Source organism: Pseudomonas sp. MPR-R2A5 (genome assembly GCF_058793055.1).
In genome coordinates, this window is sequence record NZ_JBXAFK010000004.1 from 1 (window position 1) to 23,967 (window position 23,967).

23 protein-coding genes and 1 pseudogene are annotated in these 23,967 nt (G+C 61.1%); 9 read left to right on the forward strand and 15 right to left on the reverse strand.

Translation table 11 applies throughout. The annotated features are described in order from the left end of the window. Nucleotides 1-289 precede the first annotated feature (289 nt). Nucleotides 290-733, reverse strand: a complete 444-nt coding sequence (locus AC1Q6I_RS04020) for an Lrp/AsnC family transcriptional regulator (protein ID WP_069076117.1) — start codon at nt 731-733, stop codon at nt 290-292. Between the two features lie 109 nt (nt 734-842). On the opposite strand from AC1Q6I_RS04020, the gene AC1Q6I_RS04025 reads away from it, so the two are divergent. Then, entirely contained in the window at nt 843-1,745 is a 903-nt protein-coding gene (locus tag AC1Q6I_RS04025; protein ID WP_102623324.1) for a DMT family transporter, read from the forward strand. On the opposite strand, the gene AC1Q6I_RS04030 is transcribed toward AC1Q6I_RS04025, so the two are convergent. From AC1Q6I_RS04030 to fabF, 3 genes are all read right to left on the reverse strand, one after another. Then, a complete protein-coding gene (locus AC1Q6I_RS04030; RefSeq protein WP_102623325.1) occupies nt 1,723-3,702 on the reverse strand; it encodes a peptidase U32 family protein in 1,980 nt (659 codons plus the stop codon). The two genes, AC1Q6I_RS04025 and AC1Q6I_RS04030, sit on opposite strands and share 23 nt — an antisense overlap. Before the next feature lie 80 nt (nt 3,703-3,782). Further along, nucleotides 3,783-4,163 (reverse strand): RidA family protein, encoded by a 381-nt coding sequence (locus AC1Q6I_RS04035; RefSeq protein ID WP_024075536.1) that lies wholly within the window; start codon nt 4,161-4,163, stop codon nt 3,783-3,785. A 72-nt stretch (nt 4,164-4,235) separates the two neighbouring features. Next, nucleotides 4,236-5,504, reverse strand: a complete 1,269-nt coding sequence (gene fabF, locus AC1Q6I_RS04040; protein WP_024075535.1) for a beta-ketoacyl-ACP synthase II — start codon at nt 5,502-5,504, stop codon at nt 4,236-4,238. Nucleotides 5,505-5,611: 107 nt separating this feature from the next. Between fabF and AC1Q6I_RS04045 the strand changes: the two genes are divergently transcribed. The 4 genes and pseudogenes from AC1Q6I_RS04045 (at nt 5,612) to AC1Q6I_RS04060 (ending at nt 7,579) form a co-directional block, all read left to right on the forward strand. Continuing rightward, on the forward strand, nt 5,612-6,100 hold the full coding sequence (locus AC1Q6I_RS04045) for a winged helix-turn-helix transcriptional regulator (RefSeq protein WP_024075534.1): 489 nt from the start codon (nt 5,612-5,614) through the stop codon (nt 6,098-6,100). 124 nt (nt 6,101-6,224) lie between these two features. Further along, a complete protein-coding gene (locus AC1Q6I_RS04050) occupies nt 6,225-6,809 on the forward strand; it encodes a PAS domain-containing protein (RefSeq protein WP_256581237.1) in 585 nt (194 codons plus the stop codon). After that, nucleotides 6,746-6,943: pseudogene (locus AC1Q6I_RS04055) on the forward strand (PAS domain-containing protein); the annotation flags it as partial. The gene AC1Q6I_RS04050 and the pseudogene AC1Q6I_RS04055, both read left to right, overlap by 64 nt. Before the next feature lie 51 nt (nt 6,944-6,994). Further along, the gene (locus AC1Q6I_RS04060) at nt 6,995-7,579 is read left to right on the forward strand and encodes a methyl-accepting chemotaxis protein (RefSeq protein WP_256581238.1); all 585 of its coding nucleotides are present in this window, start codon (nt 6,995-6,997) and stop codon (nt 7,577-7,579) included. Nucleotides 7,580-7,627: 48 nt separating this feature from the next. Here the strand turns inward: AC1Q6I_RS04060 and AC1Q6I_RS04065 are convergent, their stop codons facing one another. The 10 genes from AC1Q6I_RS04065 to AC1Q6I_RS04110 form a co-directional block, all read right to left on the reverse strand. After that, the gene (locus AC1Q6I_RS04065; RefSeq protein ID WP_024075532.1) at nt 7,628-8,950 is read right to left on the reverse strand and encodes an OprD family porin; all 1,323 of its coding nucleotides are present in this window, start codon (nt 8,948-8,950) and stop codon (nt 7,628-7,630) included. A gap of 359 nt (nt 8,951-9,309) precedes the next feature. Beyond that, complete coding sequence (locus AC1Q6I_RS04070) at nt 9,310-10,179, reverse strand: NAD-dependent epimerase/dehydratase family protein (RefSeq protein WP_102623326.1); 870 nt, start codon at nt 10,177-10,179, stop codon at nt 9,310-9,312. A gap of 1 nt (nt 10,180) precedes the next feature. Then, nucleotides 10,181-11,146, reverse strand: coding sequence for a glycosyltransferase family 2 protein (locus AC1Q6I_RS04075; protein ID WP_256581236.1), 966 nt, complete (start codon nt 11,144-11,146; stop codon nt 10,181-10,183). Nucleotides 11,147-11,194: 48 nt separating this feature from the next. Next, nucleotides 11,195-12,289, reverse strand: coding sequence for a glycosyltransferase family protein (locus AC1Q6I_RS04080; RefSeq protein WP_102623327.1), 1,095 nt, complete (start codon nt 12,287-12,289; stop codon nt 11,195-11,197). Beyond that, nucleotides 12,280-13,392 carry a non-hydrolyzing UDP-N-acetylglucosamine 2-epimerase gene (wecB, locus tag AC1Q6I_RS04085; RefSeq protein WP_102623397.1) on the reverse strand — a complete coding sequence of 371 codons (1,113 nt, stop codon included), beginning with the start codon at nt 13,390-13,392 and terminating at the stop codon, nt 12,280-12,282. The genes AC1Q6I_RS04080 and wecB overlap by 10 nt, the downstream gene beginning before the upstream one ends. A gap of 4 nt (nt 13,393-13,396) precedes the next feature. Continuing rightward, the gene (locus AC1Q6I_RS04090) at nt 13,397-15,271 is read right to left on the reverse strand and encodes a glycosyltransferase (protein WP_102623328.1); all 1,875 of its coding nucleotides are present in this window, start codon (nt 15,269-15,271) and stop codon (nt 13,397-13,399) included. Nucleotides 15,272-15,438: 167 nt separating this feature from the next. Next, nucleotides 15,439-16,164 carry a 2OG-Fe(II) oxygenase gene (locus tag AC1Q6I_RS04095; RefSeq protein ID WP_102623329.1) on the reverse strand — a complete coding sequence of 242 codons (726 nt, stop codon included), beginning with the start codon at nt 16,162-16,164 and terminating at the stop codon, nt 15,439-15,441. Then, nucleotides 16,161-17,447: a polysaccharide pyruvyl transferase family protein gene (locus AC1Q6I_RS04100; RefSeq protein WP_102623398.1), complete on the reverse strand. Its 1,287-nt coding sequence runs from the start codon at nt 17,445-17,447 to the stop codon at nt 16,161-16,163. Before AC1Q6I_RS04100 ends, AC1Q6I_RS04095 begins: the two co-directional genes overlap by 4 nt. 17 nt (nt 17,448-17,464) lie before the next feature. Further along, entirely contained in the window at nt 17,465-18,721 is a 1,257-nt protein-coding gene (locus AC1Q6I_RS04105) for an ABC transporter ATP-binding protein (protein WP_102623330.1), read from the reverse strand. Next, nucleotides 18,711-19,457 (reverse strand): ABC transporter permease, encoded by a 747-nt coding sequence (locus tag AC1Q6I_RS04110; protein WP_102623331.1) that lies wholly within the window; start codon nt 19,455-19,457, stop codon nt 18,711-18,713. The genes AC1Q6I_RS04105 and AC1Q6I_RS04110 overlap by 11 nt, the downstream gene beginning before the upstream one ends. A gap of 176 nt (nt 19,458-19,633) precedes the next feature. On the opposite strand from AC1Q6I_RS04110, the gene AC1Q6I_RS04115 reads away from it, so the two are divergent. Next, nucleotides 19,634-20,590 (forward strand): class I SAM-dependent methyltransferase, encoded by a 957-nt coding sequence (locus tag AC1Q6I_RS04115; RefSeq protein ID WP_102623332.1) that lies wholly within the window; start codon nt 19,634-19,636, stop codon nt 20,588-20,590. Between the two features lie 9 nt (nt 20,591-20,599). Here the strand turns inward: AC1Q6I_RS04115 and AC1Q6I_RS04120 are convergent, their stop codons facing one another. Next, entirely contained in the window at nt 20,600-21,502 is a 903-nt protein-coding gene (locus AC1Q6I_RS04120; protein WP_024075521.1) for a GGDEF domain-containing protein, read from the reverse strand. 210 nt (nt 21,503-21,712) lie between these two features. Between AC1Q6I_RS04120 and AC1Q6I_RS04125 the strand changes: the two genes are divergently transcribed. The 3 genes from AC1Q6I_RS04125 (at nt 21,713) to AC1Q6I_RS04135 (ending at nt 23,956) form a co-directional block, all read left to right on the forward strand. Beyond that, entirely contained in the window at nt 21,713-22,627 is a 915-nt protein-coding gene (locus tag AC1Q6I_RS04125) for a universal stress protein (protein WP_024075520.1), read from the forward strand. A 47-nt stretch (nt 22,628-22,674) separates the two neighbouring features. Further along, nucleotides 22,675-23,595 carry a universal stress protein gene (locus AC1Q6I_RS04130; RefSeq protein WP_024075519.1) on the forward strand — a complete coding sequence of 307 codons (921 nt, stop codon included), beginning with the start codon at nt 22,675-22,677 and terminating at the stop codon, nt 23,593-23,595. Between the two features lie 106 nt (nt 23,596-23,701). Next, entirely contained in the window at nt 23,702-23,956 is a 255-nt protein-coding gene (locus AC1Q6I_RS04135; protein ID WP_102623333.1) for an Lpp/OprI family alanine-zipper lipoprotein, read from the forward strand. Nucleotides 23,957-23,967: the final 11 nt, after the last annotated feature.

The following is a 23,967-nucleotide window of genomic DNA, read 5'->3' on the forward strand; positions in this document are numbered from 1 at the left end:
ACACGCGTGATCGTTGACGTTTTTCGCGAGCAAGCTCGCTCCTACAGAAGGCGATGTACGCTTAACTGAACGGCATTCGGGCTTGCCCCGCGTTGGGCTGCGAAGCGGCCCCAAAACCTGGCGATTTAATGTACCTGGATAAGCGCGGTGACCTTATTGGGGCTGCTTCGCAGCCCAACGCGGGGCAAGCCCGCTCGCCACAGGAAGCACGCTCGCCATAACAGACTCACTTGCCACAACAGGCCCGCTTGCCACAGCCCCCCAGGTGCAGGAATCGGCTTGTTACGGTTCAGTCGTTGCTCAGCGGCGGCAGGCGCCGTTTCACCGGGGTTTTCTTGACGATGGCGGTATTGGTTTCCGCGTAGGCGTTGATCCGGTCCAGCAGGTTGTCGAGATGGTCCATGGTGCGCACATGCAAGCGGGCAATAAAACAATCTTCGCCCGTGACCTTATCGCATTCGGTGAATTCCGGGATCGCCTGGATCTGGCGCTCCACCTCCTGCAATTTGCCGGGCAAGGGGCGGATGCGCACGATGGCTTGCAGCAGGTAGCCAAAATGCCTGGGGTCGATATCGACCGTGTAGTGGGTCAGTACGCCACGCTCTTCGAGGCGACGCAGGCGTTCGCCGACGCTGGGCGACGACAGGCCGGTGATGCCCGCCAGGGCCTTGAGGGACAACCGCGAGTCATCCATCAAGGCGGCGATAAGTTGCTGGTCGATGGTGTCGATCATGGAGTTCGCCTAATAAGAAAAGGTAATTTCGGGTTTTTGCCTTTTTTAGTCGCTGGAGCCGATCACGAGCAGATTGCCATAATTGAGCCTCACTTGAGGAGCTTCAATCATGGATACATCCATCCGTCGCGGGTCGTGGGAAATGGTCGCCGCCATGCTGATCTCGGGGACCATCGGCTGGTTTGTGCTGGTGTCGGGCGTGTCGGTCATCGAAGTGGTGTTCTGGCGCTGTTTGATCGGTGGGCTGACGCTGCTGCTGGTGTGCGCGCTGCTGGGTTACCTGCGGCTGGACCTGCTCAGTTGGACCAAGCTGGGCTTGGCGATGCTCAGTGGCGTGGCCATCGTCGGCAACTGGTTGCTGTTGTTCGAATCCTATTCCCGCGCATCGATCGCCATCAGCACGGCGGTGTACAACGTGCAGCCGTTCATGCTGGTGATGCTGGCGGCCGTGTTTTTAGGTGAAAAAATCACCGTGCAGAAACTGGCGTGGCTGAGCGTGGCGTTCCTGGGAATGCTGGCGATTGTCACCGCCCATGGCGACCAGCCAACCGGCGACGATTACCTGGCAGGCATCGCCTTGGCGCTGGGCGCGGCATTGCTGTACGCGATTGCCGCGCTGATCATCAAGCGTTTGAAGGACGTACCGCCGCATTTGATGGCGTTGATCCAGGTGACGACGGGCGCACTGCTGCTGGCGCCGCTGGTGCCTTGGCATAGCTTGCCGGTCACCACCAACGCCTGGGCGGCACTGGCGACGCTCGGCGTGGTGCACACCGGGTTGATGTATGTGTTGCTGTATGGCGCGATCCAGAAACTGCCCACCGCCATCACCGGCGCACTGTCGTTTATCTACCCGATTGCGGCGATCTTCGTCGATTGGATTGCCTTCGGGCATCGCCTGGGCTGGCTGCAATGGCTCGGGGTAGCGGCCATTCTGCTGGCAGCGGCGGGGTTGCAGCGGGGCTGGTGGTGGCCCCGCTCCCACAGGGTCAGTGTGTGCCCTGATAGATGAGGTTTTCCGGGTTGAAATGCTCCACCACGCTGCCCGGTTGCGGCAGTCCAAGGATGTGCCCCTTGATCTTGCCCACCACGTGCATCTCGCAGGGTTTGCAGTCGAACTTCAGGGTCAGCACTTCGTCGCCATGAATCAACTGCATCGGCGCAACCTTGGTCTTCACGCCCGTGACACCCTTGGCCTGTTTAGGGCACAGGTTGAACGAGAAACGCAGGCAGTGCTTGGTGATCATCACCGGCACTTCGCCGGTCTCTTCATGGGCTTCGAAGGCCGCGTCGATCAGCTTCACGCCGTGACGGTGGTAGAAGTCGCGAGCCTTCTGGTTGTACACGTTGGCCAGGAACGACAGGTGCGCTTCCGGGTACACCGGCGGCGGCGTGGCCTCGGCCTTGCGCCCGCCACGCGGGTGTGCGGCAACACGGGCGGCGGTCAGCGCTTCGATCACTTCGCGGCGCAATGCCTTGAGCTGCGAGTTGGGAATGAAGAACGCCTGGGGTGCATCCAGCTCGATACGGGTGGCGTGATACTCGGTGGTACCCAGTTGGCCAAGCAGGTCGCGCAGGGTATCCAGCGCCTGTTCCGGTTTGTTGGCCACGCCAAACGGGCCGGGCAGGGTGACGCTGGCACGGATGGCTTCTTCGCTGGTGGCGGTGACTTCCAGCTGTTCTTCGCGCAAACGTGCGACCCATGACAGGCCGATACGGCGTTCGGCCGAGGTCTTGAGCAACGCCTGCTGCCAGTTATGGTCCAGGTTGCGGTTCAACGGGTGGTTCGGGCGCAACTGATGCAGGCCGGCCGGCATTTCATTCGGCTCGACGCGGTAGCGGTAGCGCTTCTCGCCGTCTTCCTCGAATTCACCCTTGGGCTCGGCGATATTGGCGCGGAACCCGACCACCTCACGCTTGACCAGCACATTGAGGCCATCGCCGTTGGACAGCGGCTCATGGGTGACCACTTGCAAGTCGCGCTTGCCGGCTTTTTCCACCACACCCACCGGCAGGCCGGTAAAGGTCGGGGTGTCGAAGGCGCCAATGTCGATCTTGCGGTCGCTGACAAAGTAGTCGGTGCTGCCACGGTGGAAGGTTTTTTCCGGGTCGGGCAGGAAGAAGTGTGCGGTACGGCCGCTGGACGCGCGGGCCAGGTCCGGACGGTCTTCGAGGATCTCGTCGAGACGCTGGCGGTAATAGGCCGTGATGTTCTTCACGTAGCCCATGTCCTTGTAGCGGCCTTCGATCTTGAACGAACGCACACCGGCTTCCACCAAGGCGCGCAGGTTGGCGCTCTGGTTGTTGTCTTTCATCGACAGCAGATGCTTTTCAAAGGCCACGACGCGGCCCTGGTCGTCTTTCAAGGTGTATGGCAGGCGGCAGGCCTGGGAGCAGTCGCCACGGTTGGCACTGCGGCCATTCTGCGCGTGGGAAATATTGCACTGCCCGGAGAACGCCACGCACAGCGCGCCGTGGATAAAGAACTCGATGGCGGCATCGGTTTCATCGGCGATGGCGCGGATTTCCTGCAGGTTCAGCTCACGGGCCAGGACCAGCTGCGAGAAACCCGCCTGATCAAGAAACCTGGCGCGCCCGAGGGTACGGATATCGGTCTGGGTACTGGCGTGCAGCTCGATGGGCGGAATATCCAGCTCCATCACGCCCAGGTCTTGCACGATCAACGCATCGACGCCGGCGTCGTAGAGCTGATGGATCAGCTTGCGCGCGGGTTCCAGTTCGTTGTCATGCAGGATGGTGTTGAGGGTGGTGAAGACACGGGCGTGGTAGCGCCGGGCGAATTCGACCAAGTGAGCGATATCGCTCACGTCGTTACAGGCATTGTGGCGGGCGCCGAAGCTGGGCCCGCCGATGTAGATGGCGTCGGCGCCATGCAGGATGGCCTCGCGTGCGATGGCGACATCGCGGGCAGGGCTGAGCAATTCCAGGTGATGCTTGGGCAAGGACATAGTTTTTTTAGTCAGGCTTGTCACGGTCGAGGCGGGCATTGTAGCTGCGAAACGCCTGACCGGCATCTACCACAGGGCTGTCAGGCCTTGGCAGCCATCGCCGTAACTTCCACGCGCATCCCTTCAACCGCCAGTGCAGCCACCCCAACCGCCGCGCGCACGGGCCATGGCTTGGCGAAAAAACGCTTGTAGACCTCATTGAATGCACCGCGATCGGCCATGTCCGTGAGGTAGATGGTCAGGTGCATGACCCGGTCCATGGAACTGCCGGCCTTTTCCAGGGCGACTTTCAACGCTTGCAGGGTGCATTCGCTTTGCAGGGTGATATCCCCCAGTTCCAGGCTGCCGTCGGCGCGGGTCGGGATCTGGGTGGAGACCAGGATGCCGTTGAAGCCGACGACATCTGAGGAAATCGAGTCGGCATCCGGATCGGGGGTGTAGGACAGGTCGTGGTTAGCCATGGGCGCCTCTTGTTGGCAGTGACAGAAAGGCGCCATGGTCCCCGAAAATAATCCCAGGGGCAAACCGCCGGCTTATACCCAGCGGCGGAACAGCACGCTGGCATTCACGCCACCAAAGCCGAAGCCGTTGGACAGCGCGTATTCAATCGCCATTGGCCGCGCATCTGCGCGCACCATGTCCAACCCGGCGGCCAGTTCATCCGGGTTTTCCAGGTTGAGGGTCACCGGTGCGACCTGATCGCGCAGGGCAAGCACGGTGAAGATGGCCTCGATGCCGCCCGCAGCCCCCAGCAAGTGGCCGGTGGCGGACTTGGTCGAGCTGATTGCCAGGCGGCCACCGTCACCGAACACGGTCCTGATGGCTGCCAATTCGCCTTTATCGCCCACCGGCGTCGAGGTGGCGTGGGCATTCAGGTACTGCACCTCGGACGCCTCGATGCCCGCCTGACGCAGCGCCTGGGTCATCGCCCGGCGCGCGCCGTCACCGTCTTCCGGGCCAGCCGTCATGTGGTACGCATCGGCACTGGTGCCGTAGCCCACCAGTTCGGCAATCGGCTGGGCACCGCGTGCAAGGGCGTGTTCCAGCTCTTCGATCACCAGGAGGCCGGCGCCTTCGCCCATGACAAAGCCGTCGCGTGCCTGATCGAACGGGCGCGAGGCGCGCTCGGGGGCGTCGTTGAAGTCGCTGGACAAGGCCCGTGCCGCCGCAAAGCCGGCCAGGCTGACCCGGTGGATCGCCGCTTCGGCTCCCCCGCACACTGCCACGTCCACTTCGCCCGCACGGATCATCCGCGCGGCGTCGCCAATGGCCTGCACACCCGCCGCACAGGCAGTGACCGGTGCGCCCAACGGGCCTTTCAAGCCATAGTTGATCGACACATGCCCGGCGGCCATGTTGCTCAGGAACGATGGGATGGTGAACGGCGACAAGCGTCGCGGCCCCTTGCTGTCGGTGGTACGTACCGCCTCCGCGATGGCCGGAAAGCCGCCGACGCCCGAGGCGATGATGGTTGCGGTGCGTTCCTGCTCCTGCACGGTCTTCGGTGCCCAGCCGGCCTGCTTCAACGCTTCATCGGCGGCCGCCAGTGCGAACAGGATAAAACGATCCATCTTGCGCTGCTCTTTTGCAGCCAACAGGCGATCAGGATCGAACCCGGCTTCGGGGTCCTGCAACACACTCTGCACTTGGCCGCCGATGCTGATGGCCAGGTCGCCGATCAGGTCTTCAGGCAGGCGACGAATGCCCGACTGCCCGTTCAACAGGCGTTTCCAGGTTGACTCCACGTCAGCGCCCAACGGTGTCAGCGCACCCATGCCTGTCACAACGATACGTTTACTCATGATCAATCGACTCCGGTTGCATTGAGGGTTCAGACCCTATGGACGTCACTATCATGATGAAAGTAACATGGCGTCACACAACTTTGCACCGGCCCCTAGGAACCTTTATGCAACGCAAGTCCCTGACCCGCGACGAATGCCCCATCGCCCGCAGCCTCGACCGGGTAGGGGAGTGGTGGAGCATTTTGATCATGCGCGACGCGCTGCAGGGGCTGCGCCGCTTCGATGAGTTTTCGCGCAGCTTGGGCATCGCTCCCAACATGCTCACGCGCCGCCTGACTGCGTTGGTGGAGGCGGGGATGTTGGAACGCAGGGCCTACAGCGAGCGGCCGCCGCGCTACGAATATGTACCGACCGCCAAGGGCGAGGATTTCCGCATGGTGCTGATGTCGCTGGTGGCGTGGGGCAACCGGCATTACGCCGAAGAGGGCACCAGTGTCGAGTTGGTCGAGCGGGACACCGGGCGACCGCTACAGCCGATGTTGGCGAGCGCCGAGGGCCACATCGTGCCCTTGGATCGCTGTGTGTTGCAGGCCGGCCCGGCGGCCAGCACCGGCATGCGTGAGCGGTTGGCTTCGCTCGCCGCAAAGCCTTGAACCATGCTGGCTCGCGCAAAAAACTTGACGTCAGAAAATAATCATTTTTGCGCGGTTAAGTCGCGTATTTCCCAGCCGATAGCGAATGAAGACATAGGTTTTTTCCGCACGGCTGAGGTACGTCATGTTCAACACAACGCTCAAAACCGAACTGGCGGCCAGGACGGCCGAAGTCACCGAGTTCAAAGGACTGATCAGCGCCCTGGAACGCTCCATGGCAGTGGTCGAATTCGACCTCAACGGTAAGGTACTGCGTGCCAACGACAACTTTCTGAAAACCTTGGGTTACAGCCGCGACCAGTTGGCGGGGAAATCCCACCGTGACTTTTGCTTGCCAGCGCTGACCAACAGCCCGGCCTACAGCCAGTTCTGGGGTGAGCTCAAGGCCGGTAAGTTCGTATCGGGCACTTTTAAGCGGGTGGATGCCCACGGCAAGACCGTCTGGCTGGAAGCCAGCTACAACCCGGTGCTGGATGAGCGTGGCCAAGTGCTGAAAGTGGTCAAGTACGCCCTGGATGTCACGACAAAAGTCGAACAGGAGGCGGCGACCCGCAGCAAACTGGCCGCAGTGGACCGGGCAATGGCAGTGATCGAGTTCGACTTGAACGGCCAGGTACTGGACGCCAACGAGAACTTTCTGCACGTATGGGCTATACGCTGGCCGAAATCAAAGGCAAACACCACCGCCTGTTTTGCGAGCCCAGCCTGATCAACAGCAGCGAGTACACCGATTTCTGGCGCCGCTTGAACAACGGTGAATTCTTCACCGGGCAATTCAAGCGCCTCGGCAAGCATGGCCGTGTCGCGTGGCTGGAGGCCAGTTACAACCCGGTCTACGACGGCGACGGCACACTGGTCAAGATCGTCAAGTTTGCCAGTGACATCACTGAACGGGTGGAGAAGTTCGAGGAAGACTCGCGCGGCGCTTCCCGTGCCTACCATATTTCGTCCGAAACCGAACGCTTCGCCGAGCACGGTACCCAGGTGATCCACGACACGGCCACGGAAATGCGCCGGATTGCCGAGCACATTGGTGCCTCGGCGCGACTGGTGGGGCAACTGGGTGATCGTTCCGAGCAGATTACCGCCATCGTCAACACCATTCGCGGCATCGCCGACCAGACCAACCTGCTGGCGCTCAACGCCGCCATCGAGGCGGCACGGGCCGGCGACCAGGGCCGCGGGTTTGCCGTGGTGGCCGACGAGGTCAGGCAACTGGCGGGACGTACCAGCCGCTCCACGGCAGAGATTGCCGAGATGATCGGCATGATCCTGTCGGAGACCCGAGATGCAGTCACCAGCATGAATGCCACCCAGGAAGGCGCGCAGCGTGGGGTCAGCCTGGCTGACCAGGCGGGTTCGGTGATCCTGCAGATCCGCACCAGCACCAGTGATGCGGTGAAAGCCGTGAGTATGTTTGCGTCCAAGATGGATGAGTCGGAAGTGATTCCGAAAACAGCGGTCGGCTGGGTGGGTTAGCCGCTGTGCGCCGGCCAGCGATGACGCTGGCCGGCGCGCAGCCGCCGCTTACAACAGGGTGAACGGGTAGTCGACGATCAGCCGCAGTTCGTTCAAGTTGCCGTCACCTTGGTCGGCATTCGACGCCACGATGGCATCGCGCACGCGCAGTGACAGGTTTTTCGCCGGGCCGCTCTGGACGACGTATTTGGCTTCCACATCTGTTTCGTGGTGCGCGCCATCGGCACCGTAATCACCGGCATAGGCGCTGTTGGCCGGTGTGTGGGTGCCATCGATGTCCGAACCGTTGATGTAGCGGGCCATGAAGCTCAAGCCCGGCACGCCGTAGCTGGCCAGATTCAGGTCATAGCGAATCCCCCAGGATTGCTCGCCTGGGCCGTTGAAGTCACCCCATTGCACCGAGTTGGCCAGGTACACCGAATCGCCGCCTTCACCCGCGCCGTTGTTGCCGGTACCGATGTAATCGAACGGCGTGTCGCCATGCACTTTCTGGAACGACAGCGTCAGGGTATGGGCCGTCAGGAACGAATAGGCCGCCGCCAGCGAATAGGTGGTGTTGTTGATCGCTCCGGCCTTGGCGCTGCCCGTATCGAGGGTGCGATACAGGTTGCCATCCAACGCCAGCGACTGGTCATGCCCCAACGGCAGCACATAGTTGAGGTTGGTGTAGTACTGGCGCCAGATATCTTCCAGTTCACCGGCATACACGGTTGCACTCAGCGACGGGCTGAAGGTGTATTTGCCACCGACAAAGCTCGCACTGGAAGCCGGCACGTTGGCGTAGGTGGCGTAGATGTCGTGGTCATGGTTGCTGGTCATGCCACTGTTGGTGCTGGTGAAGTGCCCGGCCTCCAGGTCCAGCCCCGCGATTTCACTGCTGGTCAGGTCAAAGCCGGTGGCCGTCTGCGGCAACAGGCGAGTGCCACCGGTGGCGAAGACGGGCGCGGTGGGTTGCATGTCGCCGAATTTCAGTTGGGTCTTGGATATTTTCACCTTCACCGCCGCCCCCACGGAGCCATAGGCGTCTTCCGGATCGCCGTGGCGGTCGGTCGGCAAGTTACCGGTACCGGCATCCTGGTGCGTGGCGTCCAGTTTCAACCCGCCAAAGGCGTAGGCATCCACGCCAAAACCAATGGTGCCCTGGGTGAAGCCCGAGGCGTAATTGAGCATGGCGCCTTGAGTCCAGTCACGGTTGTCGGCCCGGCCACCTTCGCGGTTGCGGTTCATGTAGTAATTACGCAACAGCCCGGTGACGCTGCTGCCGTCGATAAAACCTTTGGCGTCGGCCTGGTCCGTCACGGACTCGGCGAGGGCCACCTGGCTGATACTGGCGCATATCGCCAGTGTTAACAGGCTCCACTGTTTGACCATGTTATTTACTTCCCCGAAATGATTGACGCGCACAGAAACACCGCACTTTTTACAGGGCGCATGAAGTTTTATTGGGCAGATGTTTCAGGTAAGAGAGACTGGTTTTTATTGTGCTCGACGTGTTTGTCGAAGCCGATTCTAAGCACAGTTTCCGTGGCCTGCAGCCGGCATTTGATTAAACTCGATTAATTAAACTTCACGTTTTTTAATCGGTCATGGGTGTAGCGTTGAAGGTGTCTTAGCCGCTCTGCTTCGACAAAAACCTTTGGTTGCCGCCGTAGTCGCTACGGCGGATTTTTTCTGTGCCTGGTTGATCGATAAGTTCTGCGGCCTTTATGTCGGGCAGCTCGCTGCCAAGTTCAAGGCGCAGGTTTTTTAGCCGACGGGGGCAAGTCTTCAGCGCTCAAATCAAACGCCCTCGGCGCAAAGCCGAATTGTTCACGCGCCGCTGAATGATCAAAGGTCAGGTCCTGGCTCATGCGCTGCGCCATGGCGCTTGAAAGGTGGCGATAACGCGGCAGGCAGCGTGCGAGCACGATCACCTGGCGCAATAGCCAGGCCGGAACGTTGAGCGTCCGTTCCGGCCGCCCTACGGCCTGGAACACTCGCCTGACCATGGCGTGGTAGGGCAAGGTTTGTGCGCCTGACAGGTTGTAGCTGCCACTTGGCCAGCCCCTGGTTTCCAGGGCGGCAACGCACACCTGGACAATATCGTCACAGTGGACCGGTTGACGCAGGCCCGCGCTGTTACCGATCAACGGGAAGAAACCGTAGCGCTGAATGAACCGGGCTATCTCGCAAATGCTTTTGTCCTTCCCATGCCCGTAGATCAGGGTCGGGCGTAGAACAGCCCACTGCGTGTTGTGTTCGTCCGCCCACTGCTGCAAGCGCTGCTCGGCATCGACCAGGCGTTGCGCCAGGGCTCGCTCGCGAGGATCAGGCGAGGCTTGCTTGGTAAAGCGACTTGTCGAAGACAGGACCACGACGCACTTTACGTGAGCGCTGGCCAAACGTTCCAGGTAGTCAGGTAACACCCAGGCCGGGGCCAGCGAAACAAACGCGTCCAGGCATAGCTCCGGCCAGGTCTCGGCCGGCAGCCAGGTCACGTGTTCCTGGCAGGGTCTGCCGCCTTGACGGCTGAACGCGACGACCTGATGGCCTTCCCGCGCCAGGGCCCGCAACAGATGCTCACCGAGGAAGCTGGAACCACCGAGTACGCCGATGCGCACCTCATTGCTTCCTGGGGCGGTTGTTCAACGCCGCCAGACACCGGATGAACGCGTGACGCCCGACCATCAGGCCGAATCGAAACCAGACGCCAATCACCACGAACACCCACAAGAACACTGAATATTGCCGGCGGAAAAATTTGCGGTAAAACCGCAGGATTCCACGGTGCTTGTGCCACTCCACAAAATACGGGCGGTTCCGACTGCAGCCTCCGAACACATGCGTCACCTGGGCATCCGGTACAAACAGGACGTTCCAGCCACCATGGTGAAAACGCATGCACCAGTCCAGGTCTTCGCAGTGCAGAAAATAGTCTTCGTCCCATAAACCAATGTGTTCGATCGCCTCGCGCTTGACCAACATGCACGCCCCGGAAATGGCTTCGACAGCAATGGGCTGCGGGGGCAGTGCTTCCTGATGCAGCAGGAAGTCGGAAAACAGCGCTGGCCAGAACCTGGCCAGACGCGACAGCCCGAACGCCCGCATGAATGCGCGCCTGGGCGTGGGAAATACGCGTCGGCCACCGGCCTGCTCAGTACCATCGAGATTGCACAGCAGGCCGCCTACCGCACCTATATCGGCCGCCCCGTGCAAGGCCGTCAGCAAGCGCTCGATGGCTTGCGGAGCAATAACCGTGTCCGGGTTCAGGAACAGCAGGTTGGGTGCACTTGCAAGCCGTGCGCCCTGGTTACAGGCAACGGCGAAGCCCAGGTTCGCGTCGTTACGAATGATGTGCAGGGCATCGCCCACCGCACAGGTGCTCAGCAACCTGGCCAGGCTGTCATCATGGGAGTGGTTATCCACCACGATGACTCGGGTTGCACCGGCGTCAAGCACCGACTTCACACATGCCTGCAATAGGGCCCCCGCGTTGTAATTGACGATGATCACATCGCATTCGCGCGTTGGCGGCGCGTTGGCCTGCGTATCGAAAACCTGTACTTCCTGTACTTCCAACGGTGTCACTCCCTGTTCGTCCCGTCTGGTTATCGATTCACGTACACGCCCGGTCGCTCAAGGTATCGCCACGGAAAATCGAGTCGTCCAGGAGTTTTCGTGGCGAAACCTGCGCGTGTATGCTTCTGATTCATTGAAGTTCAGCGCCTTGTCCATGGCCTGCCGGATGTCCCCGGGCCCCTCCACGAGAAAAGTGCCCGGGCACGTACCTCGGTGGGCCATCTCGCCAAATACCGTACTGATCACTGGCAGGCCAAGCGCCCGATATTCGTAGTACTTGATCGGGTCGACATACCGTGTCAGCGCGTCGCTGGTGAAGGGAATCAACCCGACATCGAACGCCGCCATGGCTTTCAAGGCGTCCTCGTGGGATACCTCGCCACTCAAGTGGATGTTGCCGGGCAGACCAGCAGGCACAGGGGTGTGCAGCGGGCCGACCAGGCGTATGTCGGCATGCGGAAACGCCTCGGCGAGGGCAATCACGACATCCCAGGCAAACCACTTGGCGATGGTGCCGACGTAGCCCAGGACGGGTGTATTCCCTCGGCCTGCATGCGAATGCTGGCGACTGGGCAGGCGCTCGATGGCGCAGGCATTGCCGAGCAGCTTGACGTTGTCCGAGCAGGCCAGCATTTGCGTCAGCAGCGCCGAGGAAGAAGCCAGTACCGTGGACACCGATTGAGCCGTGTGGCGTTGGCGGCGTTCCATGGCCCGGCGTGACAGCCCTGTATAGAACTCGGAAAAATTATCCATGGCATCGTAAAAGCTGGCTTCGAAAACAGGCTCCTGCAGCAGTCTCGACGCCAGGTGCGAAGGCTTGCCAATTCCCAGCACCGTGGGCTGTTGCGCAAACTCCCGCGCTTTCACAATCAGCGATTGCCAGAGCGGGCGGTTGATCCAGCCTGAGCCAGGCATCGGCTCGATTGGCAAGGCGCGAGGCTCGAGCACGGTCAACCATGCCGGCAAGGGCGCCTGTGCGACGGCAGGTGCAGGCCGCAGCCTTCTGAAATCGCTGAGTGTGGGAAAACGCGTGGGGTAGGGGTCTATCCAAAGGACGGGGGCGCCGGTTTTTTCATGGAAGCAGCGCACCAGTTCATGTGGTCGCTGGCTGAAGCTATGCCAGCGCATCGGTGAGAGATAGATCAGGCGCATGTGGAGAAATGCGCCGTCAATACCTGCACGATCCGCTCTGCGGCCATGCCATCCCCATAGGGGGATTGATCCTTGATCATGCTCGAGTAGAGCCCCTCGTCGTCGAGCAGATGCTGCACTGCCTGGACGATATCGGCAGTTCGGGTACCCACCAGCTTCACCATGCCATGCTCTATGGCTTCCTGGCGTTCGGTCTCGTTGCGCAACACCAGCACGGGCACGCCCAGGGCCGGTGCCTCTTCCTGAATGCCGCCCGAATCGCTGAGTACCAGGAAGGCGCTCTTCATGACGCGAATAAAGTGGTGGTAGCCCAGGGACGGGCAAAGCTCGATCCGTGGATGTCCTCCCAGCGCCGCCTCGACAGGCACTTTGACGCTGGGGTTCGGATGCACCGGGAAAATCACGCGCAAATCTTCATTGCGGTCGACCAGGTGGCGAATCGCGGTACAGATGTCGAGCAGGGGCGCGCCGAAGCTCTCCCGGCGATGCAAGGTCACCAGCAGGCGGCGTTCACCGTCGAGGGCGCCCTCGGTCGGTTCGTCACCCCGGCGAAGGCTCTGGTGCAGCGCGTCGATCACGGTATTGCCCGTGAGGTGGATGGCCTGGGGGGCAATGCCTTCGTCCAACAAATTGCCGCGAGCCCTCGGGGTCGGTGCGAAGTGCCATTTGGCAATGCGGCTGGTGACTGTCCGGTTCAGTTCCTCGGGAAACGGATTGCCCAGGTCGCCAGTGCGTAACCCGGCTTCCACGTGGCCAAAAGGAACCTGCTGGTAGAAACACGACAGGGCGGTGGCGAATACCGTCGAGGTATCGCCCTGTGCCAGCACGGCATCCGGACGCCACTCCAGCAGCAGTCGCTCGACCTGCGTCAGCAGGCGGCAGGTAAGGGCACTGAGCGACTGTTGGGGCTGCATCAGGTCCAGGTCCAGGTCGGGCTCGATATTGAACTCGCGCAATGCCTGGTCCATCAGTTCGCGGTGTTGCGCGGTGGCGACGACGTGGCAGGCGAACTGGGGCGAACGCTTGAGGGCATGGATGACCGGGGCCATCTTGATGACTTCCGGTCGCGTGCCCACTACTACAACTATCTTGCTTACGGGCATGTCGTTATCCATAACGGTGGGGTATCCAGGTGCCCCATTTTTTCTCGTAGATCGCTTTGTTCCGATCAAACAGGGCCTGGCGTTGGTCAACATCCATAAGGTTGAAGCTCGCCGACAGGTGATGGTGGATAAACACATCCCGAGCACAGGCATTGAAAAAACCCGCTTGCTCGACGCGCCGGCAGTAGTCGTCGTCTTCGAAGAAGCCACAGCCGAACGCTTCGTCCAGCGGTCCCACTTGAGCATAGGTGCTGCGTCGCAACATCACACAGAAAAAAGCCAGGGTCGGCAGTACGAACCACTCTCCCAGGTGCCTGTAGGTATACCCGTAGGCCCGATCAGGCATGTCTGCCAGTGAGTACGTGAGATCGATCTTGGCCTGGTTGCCGATATTGTTGGTGACGGGGCCCACCAGGCCGATACCGGGGTTGCGGTCCAGATGCCTGCGCAGGGTGTCTGCCCAGCCTGGGGTCACCTGAGTATCGTTGTTGAGCAGTACGAAGTAGTCCCCGGTAGCCACTGCCAGCCCCTGATTGTTGGCGGCGGCAAAACCACGGTTGTCGGCATTGAGGATGACGACCTGTCCATTGGCCTTGGCCCACTGATCGAGAAACGCCGGTGTGCCATCACTGGAGCCGTTGTCGACCACAATGATTTCCAGCGCGGCGGCCTGGGCATTGGCGGTCAGGCTGGCCAGGCATGCCTGGGTCAGGGCCAGATTGTTGTAGGTGACCACAATCACACTGATCTCGCGCGGCACGTGCTGGGGTTCGGTGACGCTGAGCAAGGCGTCACGGCGCTGTTCCCAGGATTGGGCGGCGGCGAACGCCTGGCGCGCCGCACGGTGTTCGTCAGGTGGTTCGGCCAGCGCGTGGGCAATACCGTCGATAAATTCAGCCGGGTTTTGGGCCCGACGTATCAGCGCGCCAAACTGGTGGGTTTCTGGCAAATCGATGGCCACCACCGGCTTGCCGGCGCTGAGGTATTCGTAGACTTTCACCGGGTTGGTCGCCAGGGTCAACGGTATGACCTGGAACGGCAGGAGGCACACGTCCATCGCATACAGGTAGCTGGGGAGGGTGCTGTAGCTGACCTCGCCGGTGAATTGCACATTGGGATGGTGGCGCAGCTGATGCCGGGCGTTGGTGGTGTCCTCACCGACCAGGAGCACCAGGTGGTGCGCAAAGGCATCGGCAATGGCTGAAACCAGTTCGGTATCGAACCATTCGGCAATCGCGCCGTAATAGCCGATGATCTTGCGCCCTTGCGGGTCGTTGAACAGCGAGACGGGGCGCCTTGAAAAAAAACCGAAGTCCGCCGCGTTTCGAATCACCGTGCGCTGCGCGGAGGGCGTCTGCCCCCATTGCTGGGCGAGCCGGTCGGAAGTGAACACGGTTGCCTGGGCCTCCAGCACCAACTGCTGCTCAAGCTTCAGAATGCCGGCATCGGTGTTGCTGAAACCTTGGTGATGATCGATGCAGTCATAGACCATGCGGCTATTCGGCGCGGCCTTGGCCACGTCCAGCCAGAAAGGGTGGTGCACGATCCCGACCACCGCGCGGGGCCGGGTACACAGCAAGAGTTCGCCCAACCCATAGCGCAGCTGCGCCACCTGGATCGATGAGGGGACCGTGGAGTAAATGGAAGGCGGGTCGCTCAGGTGCAATTGGACTTCGAACAGGTTCCCCCTCTCATTGAGCGGATAGATGGAGAAACCCGGCTGATTCGAGGCCTTGAGCGTGCTGGAGACATAAAACACCCGCCGCCCACTGGCACTCAGTACCTGGGCGAGTTGTTGCGGCCGCTGATGGCGGAAGCTCCAGTCGATCACCCCCCAGATGATGTAGTCCGGGTACTGGGTGTCGGCGAGCAGTTGCAACTGCTTGACCGGGGGGGGGGTCGCGCACCTGCGGCCACTGGCTTAACCGACGCACCGGCCGGAACCAGGCGCCACGGTAGATCACGCTCAGACGCCTGCGCAGCCAAGGGGGCAACGGCAACCCACGCAGCCACGTGAGCAGACCCGTCATCAGCGCTGTCGCCACCTTACGCATACCAATTCGCTCCGCCATGCGTAACGCCTTGGCGATGGGGCGAGTAGTCATGCAGCGGGGTGTCGTCCCCCTCTGGCCACATGGAACTGGTCGAGCCCGGGCGATAGAACGTTACGGTAATACTGCGCCGGGAAACCGGGCTGTCGTCGACCACCCGTGACACGGCATGCCAGGAGGTGTCGCTACGCACCAGCACGGCCGAGTTGCCGACCACGGGAGGAATCTGCTCGAAGACGCTGTCGGGGTCCCTGGAACCGAGAATTTGCAGGCAACCGCCGCGCGCCGGGTTCCAGCTGTCATTGAAATAGAGGATATGGGTGACGACCTTGTCTGCCAGGTCCGGATGCGGGCCAAGGTTGGCGCCGGGACCGTAATGGAACAGGTTGACTTCCATGGGCGCGACACTGAGGTCCAGCCCCGTCAATGCGCTCAATGCCTGGCGGTAGGCCGATGAGCGCAGATCCTGCGCCAGTGCCATCCAATGCGGGCTGAGGGCCTGAGGGTTGACCACTTGGCCGGTGGTCATGGCGATCAATTGCCTGGCTTCGTACTCGTAGTCCTTTTCTCCGCCGTAGCCCTTGACCACTTTGAAATGATCGCAGGGGTAGGTCTCGGCCAGTGCTGCGGCATCCTGCGGGCTGTATAAGCCGTCGACCTGGGCCCAACGGAACGGTTGGTGGTGCAGGTGATGACGGGCGATCTTCTCCAGGTTGATCATGACGTGCTCCTTGAAATCAGTCGTTTAAAGCGGTGGTAGGCGCTGCGCCAATCGGGCTGCGTGGCCTGCGCCAACGGGCGCGGGGTTTCCACCGCCGCCTGCTGTGGCCCTTGCATGTTTTCGAGCAGTGCTGGCAGGAATTGCCAGAGGCGGTTGATGACTTCCGGGGCGGCCGCCCGTCGGGAAACGATGAGCTGCGCCACCTGGTCCCAGTGTTCACGCAACTGCTCGACGGCTTGGCAAGTGGCAGCGGAGAGGGGCCGCCTGCCAAGTTGATCGACCAGCCACTGCGGGTCCAACGTCTGGTCATGACGCAGCTGGAAGACCCGCCCGTAGGCAGGCAAGGCCGTGAATTTGCCGACTTCCAGGTCCGCTGAGCAGAAGACCGGCAGGCCGAAAGCGATTGCGCTGATTGCCAGGTGGTAACTGTGGCCCACCACGCCTGCCGAGTGCGCAATCAGTTCGGCCAGCAGCAACGGCGACGGCCAGAACGGTAGGGTGACTGCGCGGTCCAGCGGTGCCCCGAGGGCTGACGGGTGATCGCCCAGGACCGGTCCAATGGGCAGGACCAGTAATTTCACCCCGGCCAACACATCACTGTTGCTGCGCCAAAGCGCGAGAAAGCTCTGCAAGCCTTGGGTGGCGTGTACGACCACGTAGGGGCCTGCCAGGTCGTAGCGCCTGAAGATATCGCGCAATTCAGCCGACGGGGTGTGTACATCCAGTACTTGGGCCAGACCGAAGGCCGTGTCGGGCAGTACCTTGATATCGGCATGCGCGCTCAATGTTTGCAGGGCCTTTTGTGTCAAAGCATCCCGTACCCTGACATGGGGGCTGTGCTCGACAGCAAGCGCCAACAGCGGCCGGCCCCATTCGGGGATTTCATTGCAGTGCATGCCGGGGGCATTCCAGATCAGTGGCACGCCGTTTTGCAACGCCATCAGCGCGGGTACCAGCCAATACCCGGTGGGGTGATGGATAGACGGATCGGGCGGCAGGTAACCGTCGGCGACACACTTGTCGAATCGAATGATAAAGCCACCGCCGATCAGCGTCGCATCCATCTGGTGGGCAAGCGCAGGCAGTTCGGTCAACGAGGTCACGGCATAGGGCCATTTGCGTGCGGACTTCCGGTGATAGGAAAACCGGTGCATATTCACCGCGCCCAGGCGCCGGGCCAGCTCCGCCTCGGCAATGATCGGGAACAACAGGTCGCCGTAGTTCTCCACGTCAAATGTGCCGTGAATCGCTATCTGCCAGACGTTGTCTTTATCGTTATGCACGCGAGTGGTGTCCTTGTTCACTGGGCTGTGGGCTCTGTAGGGGCTATCGCCTCGATACCGAGGTCGACGATGCCGAGAAAATCGCTGTCGAGCGTCAGGGTGTCGAAGGTCAGGAGCGCGACCTGTTTCTCGATCAAGTGAGCGCTTTCCTCGGTATGGCCATTCATGAGTTTCAACGTGATGTGGTACTTGCCGGCGGCAAAGCGCGAGCGGAACCTGGCCGTGAGGTGGGCCTTGCACCAACCGTCACAGGGTTGCTCGAGCACAAGGGCCAGGTTGGCACCGCCAATCACCAGCAAGCGCGGTTCCTGGATGGTGATACTCAGGCTGGGCAGCGTGATCGACTCCCGCACCCGAGCCTCGACCCTCAACTCAATCACTTCATCATGCACAAAGGTGGAGTGCAGGCTGCCGGTGTTGGTGAAGCAGGCGCTCAGAATGCCGCCTTCGTCGGTGCCGAATGCGATGCCGTCCGCCTTGCTCAAATGCACCTTGGGCACGACGGCCACGGTATCCTCGCTGGCGCCGCGGCGCTGCTCATCACGCATATCCAGCAGGTAGCGCTCGGCAACGTCCTCGGGCCGCCCGCTGGCGCGGACTTCGCCGCCACGAAGGTAGAGCGCCCGCTTGCAGAAGCGCTTGACCATGCTCATGTCGTGGGAAACGAACAGTAATGTCGTGCCGCGCTCGGCCAGCACTTCAAGGCGCTGCAAGCACTTGAACTGAAAGGAAGCGTCGCCAACGGCGAGGGCTTCGTCGACGATCAGGATATCGGGGTCCACCCATACGGAGACCGCGAACGCCAGGCGCATGAGCATCCCGCTGGAGTACGTCCGGGTCGGCTGGTCGATAAAGTCGCCAATGGCGGCGAAGTGGGTGATTTCGTCGAAACGTTTTTCGACCTCGGCGCGGCTGAGCCCCAATATCGCCCCGTTAAGAAAGACGTTCTCACGCCCCGTGAAATCGGGATTGAACCCGGAGCCCAGCTCAAGCAGCGCAGCAATACGGCCGTGGCACACCACGGATCCGGTGGTCGCGCCGAGCGTCCCGCAGATCAGTTGCAACAGGGTGGATTTACCGCTGCCATTGCGGCCAATGATGCCGATCGTCTCCCCCTTGAGGATGGTCAGGTCGACGTCTTTGACAGCCCATAACGGGCGGTAAAGCGGTTTACCGCCGGGCAACAGCAATTGCTTCAGCCGGTCTCGGGGTTTGTCGTATATCCGGAAGCACTTACCCAAACCTGTTATCTGTACGGCAACCTCAGAGGACATCGGCAAATCCATTTCTCATCCACTGGAAACACTGGAAGCCCACCCACGCCACCGCACACGATGTCACCAGGCTGATCGCCCAGGACTGCGGTTCAATGGGCACACCCCAGAACAGCACGTCGCGCGCCTGCTCGATGAGCATCGCCAGTGGATTGAGCAACAACAGCGAGCGGTACGCTTCAGGCAATACGTTGACCGGGTAGAACACCGCCGACACGAACAACAGGGCGGTGGTGAAGGCACTCACCACTTGACCGACGTCTCGCAGGTACACCCCGAGGCCGGCCAGCAGCCATGAAATACCCATGGAAAACAGTATCAACGGCAACAACACCAGCGGCAGCAACAACGCGGTCACGGGCGGAGTGCCGATCAACAGGAAATGGAACAACAACCAGATGAGCAGGCTCGCCGTCGCGTGCAACAGGACCGAGCCGAGGGACATCCAAGGCAGTATCTCCAGGGGGAATATCACTTTCTTGACGTAGTTGGTGTTATGCAGGATCAAACTGGGCGCGCGCTGCACGCATTCCGCGAAGATGTTGAAGACCAGCAACCCTGCAAACACCAGCAGTGCGAACTCCGTACGCGATCCGCTGCCGCCTTGCCACTGCTGCTTGAACATCACACTGAAAACCAGGGTGTACACCAGCAGCATCAGCAGGGGGTTGAGGAAAGACCACAGCACTCCCAGTACCGAGCCCCGGTAACGGCCGAGCACATCGCGCCTGATCATCGATATCAGCAGCTCACGGTACCTCCATGGGCTGGAAAAAAAACCGCCTGACGCCTTGATCATAGCTGGCAAGTCGTGTCCCTAATATGGCGTGCGTTGTTCGGGGTCATCAAAGGTATGGCCTGGAGAGAGGGCGGTAATCGACTAAAAGTAGTTCATAAAAGGAAATTCACAAGATGACGCGCGTAACCGATAGGGAATTCAATGCCGCTCTACCGGTGATGCAGAAACTGCTGTGGGGACACCAGCAAGACCGAGAACGACTGCAAGCGCTCGGGATTAACCTGATTCCGGTTAATTTCTATTCGAATACGCCCTCTATCGCCGAGACGCTGAGCGCCTACGAGTACACGGAGTCAACACCGCCTTATTTGAACTGCGGGATATTCGAGCCGGAAAACCTGCGGGCTGAACTGCTCGAACTGCTGCCTTACTCCCAGGACTTCACGCCGGCCCCTGTCGGGAATATGGACACCTGTCGTTCGTACTTCTGGGAAAACGGCCAGTTCATGTACAGCGATGCCATGTCTTACTACGCGTATATCCGGCGTATACGCCCGAAGAACATTGTCGAGATCGGCAGTGGCTTTTCCTCGCTGATTGCCTTGGAAGCCTTGGGTCATAACGGCATGGGCCGCTTGCGCTGTATCGAACCGTTTCCGCGTCCCTTCATCACTGCACTCGGCCAGGAGGGCGCGCTGGACCTGCACACACAACGCGCTCAAGACGTGACCGCCGACACCCTGAATGCGATGCTCGAAGACGGCGATATCCTGTTCATCGACTCCACGCACACGGTCAAGACCGGCAGCGATTGTGCGCACATCTACCTGCGCTTATTGCCGCGGATCACGCGCAAAATCACGGTGCATGTCCATGACGTCTTCCTGCCGTTCGGCCTGCCGCAGCACTGGGCGATCGATCATCAGATCTATTGGACCGAACAGTATCTGCTGCTTGCGCTGCTGATCGATAACCCGCGGACCAAGCTGCTGTTCGGCAGCGCCTACCACAAGCATTTCAATGACCAACTGCTCACGGAATTGATGCGGGGTCGCTGCGAAAGCGGCGGCGCCAGTTTCTGGTTCGAGTACGACGGGCGCAGTCAGCGTGCCGCCGACACCACGCCCTGAGCCGGTCGCCTATTCAACAGGCCCTTGCAGCCAACTCAAGCGACAGGCATTACCCCCACCTTTCTTGGCCTGATACATCGCGTCGTCCGCCCGCGCCAGCAGCTGTTCGACACACGCGCCATCCGCCGGGTAGCGGCTGATGCCCACGCTGATGTGGGTGCTCACCCGATGGCTGTCGATCATGAACGGCTGGTCGATCGCGGCGATCAGCTTGCCGGCCAACCCTTCGACCTGTTCGGCCTGGTCCATGCCATTGATCAGCACCGCGAACTCGTCGCCACTCAGCCGGCACACCACGTCAGACCGGCGTACGGTCTGGCCGAGGCGTTCGGCCACGGCAATCAACAGTTTGTCGCCGCAGACATGGCCCAACGTGTCATTGACCGATTTGAAATGGTCCACATCGATGAACATCAACGCCAGGGCCCGACGTTGCTTTGCCGCATGCTTGATCGCTTGATCGAGCAGGTTCGTGAACAGGTTGCGGTTAGGCAAGCCGGTGAGGGCGTCGTGGAACGCCAGGTGTTGCATGTAGGCACGCTCTTCGTCCATGACGTTGAAGTTGTGCAGGATGGCGATGAAATGCGTCACCACCCCGTGGGGATCGAGGACCGGGGTAATGACCTGGTTGACCGTACAACTGCCGCCATCCTTGCGGCGCTCGACCATCTCGCCTTGCCAGGTCACGCCGGCGAGGATGGTCATCCACAGTTCTCGATAGAACGTGGTGGTGTGCCGGCCGGAGGTCAGCAGGTGAGGGGTTTTCCCCACCAGTTCCGGCTTGGAGTAGCCGCTGAGCAGGCAGAACGCCTTATTGATCCAGACGATGCAACCTGTGCGCTCGGTGATCAATACCGGGTTCGTCGCAGCGTCCAATGCCCTGACCAATACTTGCTGATCTTCGTGGTTCATTGCCCCCTCCGATACCGCCAATGATGCCGTAGGCCCTGATTCAGGCTAGGGGCAAAGCACCAGGCTGCGGTTGATCAACATCAACTTTTATCGGCCCCTGCCCAGCGAAAAAGCCGGCGTGAAACTGACAAAGATCAATCGATGGCGCCTCGAAACGCTCACTCTGTAGGTCTAGTCACGTCGTGAAATGACCGCGCGCCGAGGTGCCCCATGTTGCAGCCCCAACGTTTACTGTTGATTGCCCCTTCCGCCATGACGCACACACCGGCGTTCGATCGTGCCGCCGCACTGGCGCGCGCGATGCACCTGCCGTTGCACATCGTGGCATTCGACTATTTGCAGGCCCTGGCGGTCGCGGGCCTGTTCGCCCCCGAACAGATCAGCAAGGCCCGCGAAGGCTACCTGGACGCACACCGTCACTGGCTGGCCGAGCAAGCCGGGCAGATGAGCAAACACGGGGTGGTGGTCACCAGCGAGGTGGTGTGGGTGCAGCATCCCTATGAGGAAATCCTGCACTTCGTCAACGAAATGTCGCTGGCCCTGATCATCAAGGATGCCGAGCAAGTGCCGGCGTTGAAACGGGTGTTCTTTACCCCGCTGGACTGGCAACTGCTGCGCGACTGCCCGGTGCCCGTGCACCTGGTCACCGATTCACGCCATCCGCTGCCACGCAAGGTGCTGGCGATTGTCGACGTGTTGCGCAGTGAGGAACAGGACCAGGTATTTAACGACCAGATCGTTGAAGCAGCGGTCAAGCTGGCGGCCCAGTGTGAGGCGCAGTTGGAGTTGCTGCATGTGTATGACTGGGCCGCGGTGTACGCCAAGGACATGGGCTTTGGCGCGGTACCCCTGGCGGCCGGGCTCTATGAGGCGCTCAACGAAGCGCAGCACGAAGCTTTCTCGTCCCTGGCCGAGCGCCAGGGCATTCCGGTTGAACGGCGCCACTTTATCGAAGGCGTACCGCTGTTCAACATCTGCGACTTCGCCCACACGCATCAGAGCGACATTATCGTGATGGGGACTGTGCAGCACTGGGGGTTGGACAAACTGCTCGGCACCACCGCCGAGAGCCTGCTGCAACGCGCGCCCTGCAGTGTGTGGGCGATTAAACCCGCACGGGGTTGAGCCATTGAACCCGCCGCCAACGTGGCCGGCGCCCGAAGAGGTGTGAAATGAGCCAGTACCAACGTCTGCTGCTGATCACTGATCGCACGCTGTATCACTCCCCGGCGCTGCTCCGGGCGGTGTCACTGGCCAAGGCGTGTAATGCGACCCTCGATGTGCGGGCGTTCATCGAACCCGCGCCGATTATCCACTTGTGGGAGGAGCGCGTGGACGAGTCGGTGTATCAGGACTACCTGAGCCGCTATCGCCACTGGTTGGTCGAAGAAATCCAGCGCCTGGGCGGCACAGCGCTGAAGGTCTCGGTGGAACTGGTATTCACCACCCACCCCTTGCTCGACATCCTGCGCACCGTCGCTGACTTGAACCCGGACCTGGTGATCAAGGATGTGAAGCTCGAACCCCTGCTCAAACGCGTGTTCATCACCCCCCTTGACTGCCAACTGCTGCGTGAGTGCGCAACGCCGCTGCACTTGGTGAGCGAGGCCCGCTATGGCTTGCCCCACCGCGTAGTGGCAGCGGTTGATCCGTTCGATCCCGACACGCAGATCAGCGGCTTGAATGACACCATCATTCAATGCGCCTACGCCCTGGCCCTGCAATGCGATGCGCCGTTGCACCTGTTGTACGCCTACGACCTGTCGCCCGCGTTCAATGGTGACGCGCCGCTGGTGATGGGCGGCTGGAGCGTGGACTTCGTCGAAGAGTTGCGCCAGTCCCTGCATCAGGCGTTCGTGTCGTTGGCTGACCGCTATGGGGTGCCACCGGAGCGGCGGCACTTTGTCATGGGCCAACCGGTGCCAGTGATCCAGGAGTTTGTCGAGCAGTACCTGGCGGATGTGGTGGTCATGGGCACCGTTCACCGGGTCGGGTTCGACCGACTGGTGGGCAGCAACACCGAACGCGCTTTGTATTCGGTGCCGGGCAGCATTCTGGCGATCAGGCAGCCGCCAGCCAGCATCGACGGGTAGGGCGACTGTCCACTTGTTGACGAAGATCAGAGGGACACAGGCCCAGCACCAGATACTGGAAACGAATGCCGCTGATCGATCAATGACCTGAAACGAGGGATGCACCGTGAACAAATACCTGTCCATTTCACTGCTGGCAGTATTGCTGGCAACCTCCGCCGGCTGCAGTCATCAAGCCGCCAAAACGTTGGATGCGCGCCTGGAAGCCGCGGAAAACAAGGCCGCCACGGCGCGCCTGCGCGCGAATGAAGCCTACCTCAAGGCCGAACAGGCGGCGGCGTTGGCCAGCCAGGCCCAGCGCACTGCGGACGAAGCCAATGAACGGGCGATCCGCATGCTGACGACCGCCACCAGGAAATAGCCGGCGCGGCC

Bases quoted from the DNA above. Each gene is read 5' to 3' on its own strand.
- AC1Q6I_RS04020 (WP_069076117.1), bottom strand. From the start codon at position 733: ATGATCGACACCATCGACCAGCAACTTATCGCCGCCTTGATGGATGAC.
- AC1Q6I_RS04025 (WP_102623324.1), top strand. From the start codon at position 843: ATGGATACATCCATCCGTCGCGGGTCGTGGGAAATGGTCGCCGCCATG.
- AC1Q6I_RS04030 (WP_102623325.1), bottom strand. From the start codon at position 3,702: ATGTCCTTGCCCAAGCATCACCTGGAATTGCTCAGCCCTGCCCGCGAT.
- AC1Q6I_RS04035 (WP_024075536.1), bottom strand. From the start codon at position 4,163: ATGGCTAACCACGACCTGTCCTACACCCCCGATCCGGATGCCGACTCG.
- fabF (WP_024075535.1), bottom strand. From the start codon at position 5,504: ATGAGTAAACGTATCGTTGTGACAGGCATGGGTGCGCTGACACCGTTG.
- AC1Q6I_RS04045 (WP_024075534.1), top strand. From the start codon at position 5,612: ATGCAACGCAAGTCCCTGACCCGCGACGAATGCCCCATCGCCCGCAGC.
- AC1Q6I_RS04050 (WP_256581237.1), top strand. From the start codon at position 6,225: ATGTTCAACACAACGCTCAAAACCGAACTGGCGGCCAGGACGGCCGAA.
- AC1Q6I_RS04065 (WP_024075532.1), bottom strand. From the start codon at position 8,950: ATGGTCAAACAGTGGAGCCTGTTAACACTGGCGATATGCGCCAGTATC.
- AC1Q6I_RS04080 (WP_102623327.1), bottom strand. From the start codon at position 12,289: ATGCGCCTGATCTATCTCTCACCGATGCGCTGGCATAGCTTCAGCCAG.
- wecB (WP_102623397.1), bottom strand. From the start codon at position 13,392: ATGCCCGTAAGCAAGATAGTTGTAGTAGTGGGCACGCGACCGGAAGTC.
- AC1Q6I_RS04095 (WP_102623329.1), bottom strand. From the start codon at position 16,164: ATGATCAACCTGGAGAAGATCGCCCGTCATCACCTGCACCACCAACCG.
- AC1Q6I_RS04105 (WP_102623330.1), bottom strand. From the start codon at position 18,721: ATGTCCTCTGAGGTTGCCGTACAGATAACAGGTTTGGGTAAGTGCTTC.
- AC1Q6I_RS04110 (WP_102623331.1), bottom strand. From the start codon at position 19,457: ATGATCAGGCGCGATGTGCTCGGCCGTTACCGGGGCTCGGTACTGGGA.
- AC1Q6I_RS04115 (WP_102623332.1), top strand. From the start codon at position 19,634: ATGACGCGCGTAACCGATAGGGAATTCAATGCCGCTCTACCGGTGATG.
- AC1Q6I_RS04120 (WP_024075521.1), bottom strand. From the start codon at position 21,502: ATGAACCACGAAGATCAGCAAGTATTGGTCAGGGCATTGGACGCTGCG.
- AC1Q6I_RS04125 (WP_024075520.1), top strand. From the start codon at position 21,713: ATGTTGCAGCCCCAACGTTTACTGTTGATTGCCCCTTCCGCCATGACG.
- AC1Q6I_RS04130 (WP_024075519.1), top strand. From the start codon at position 22,675: ATGAGCCAGTACCAACGTCTGCTGCTGATCACTGATCGCACGCTGTAT.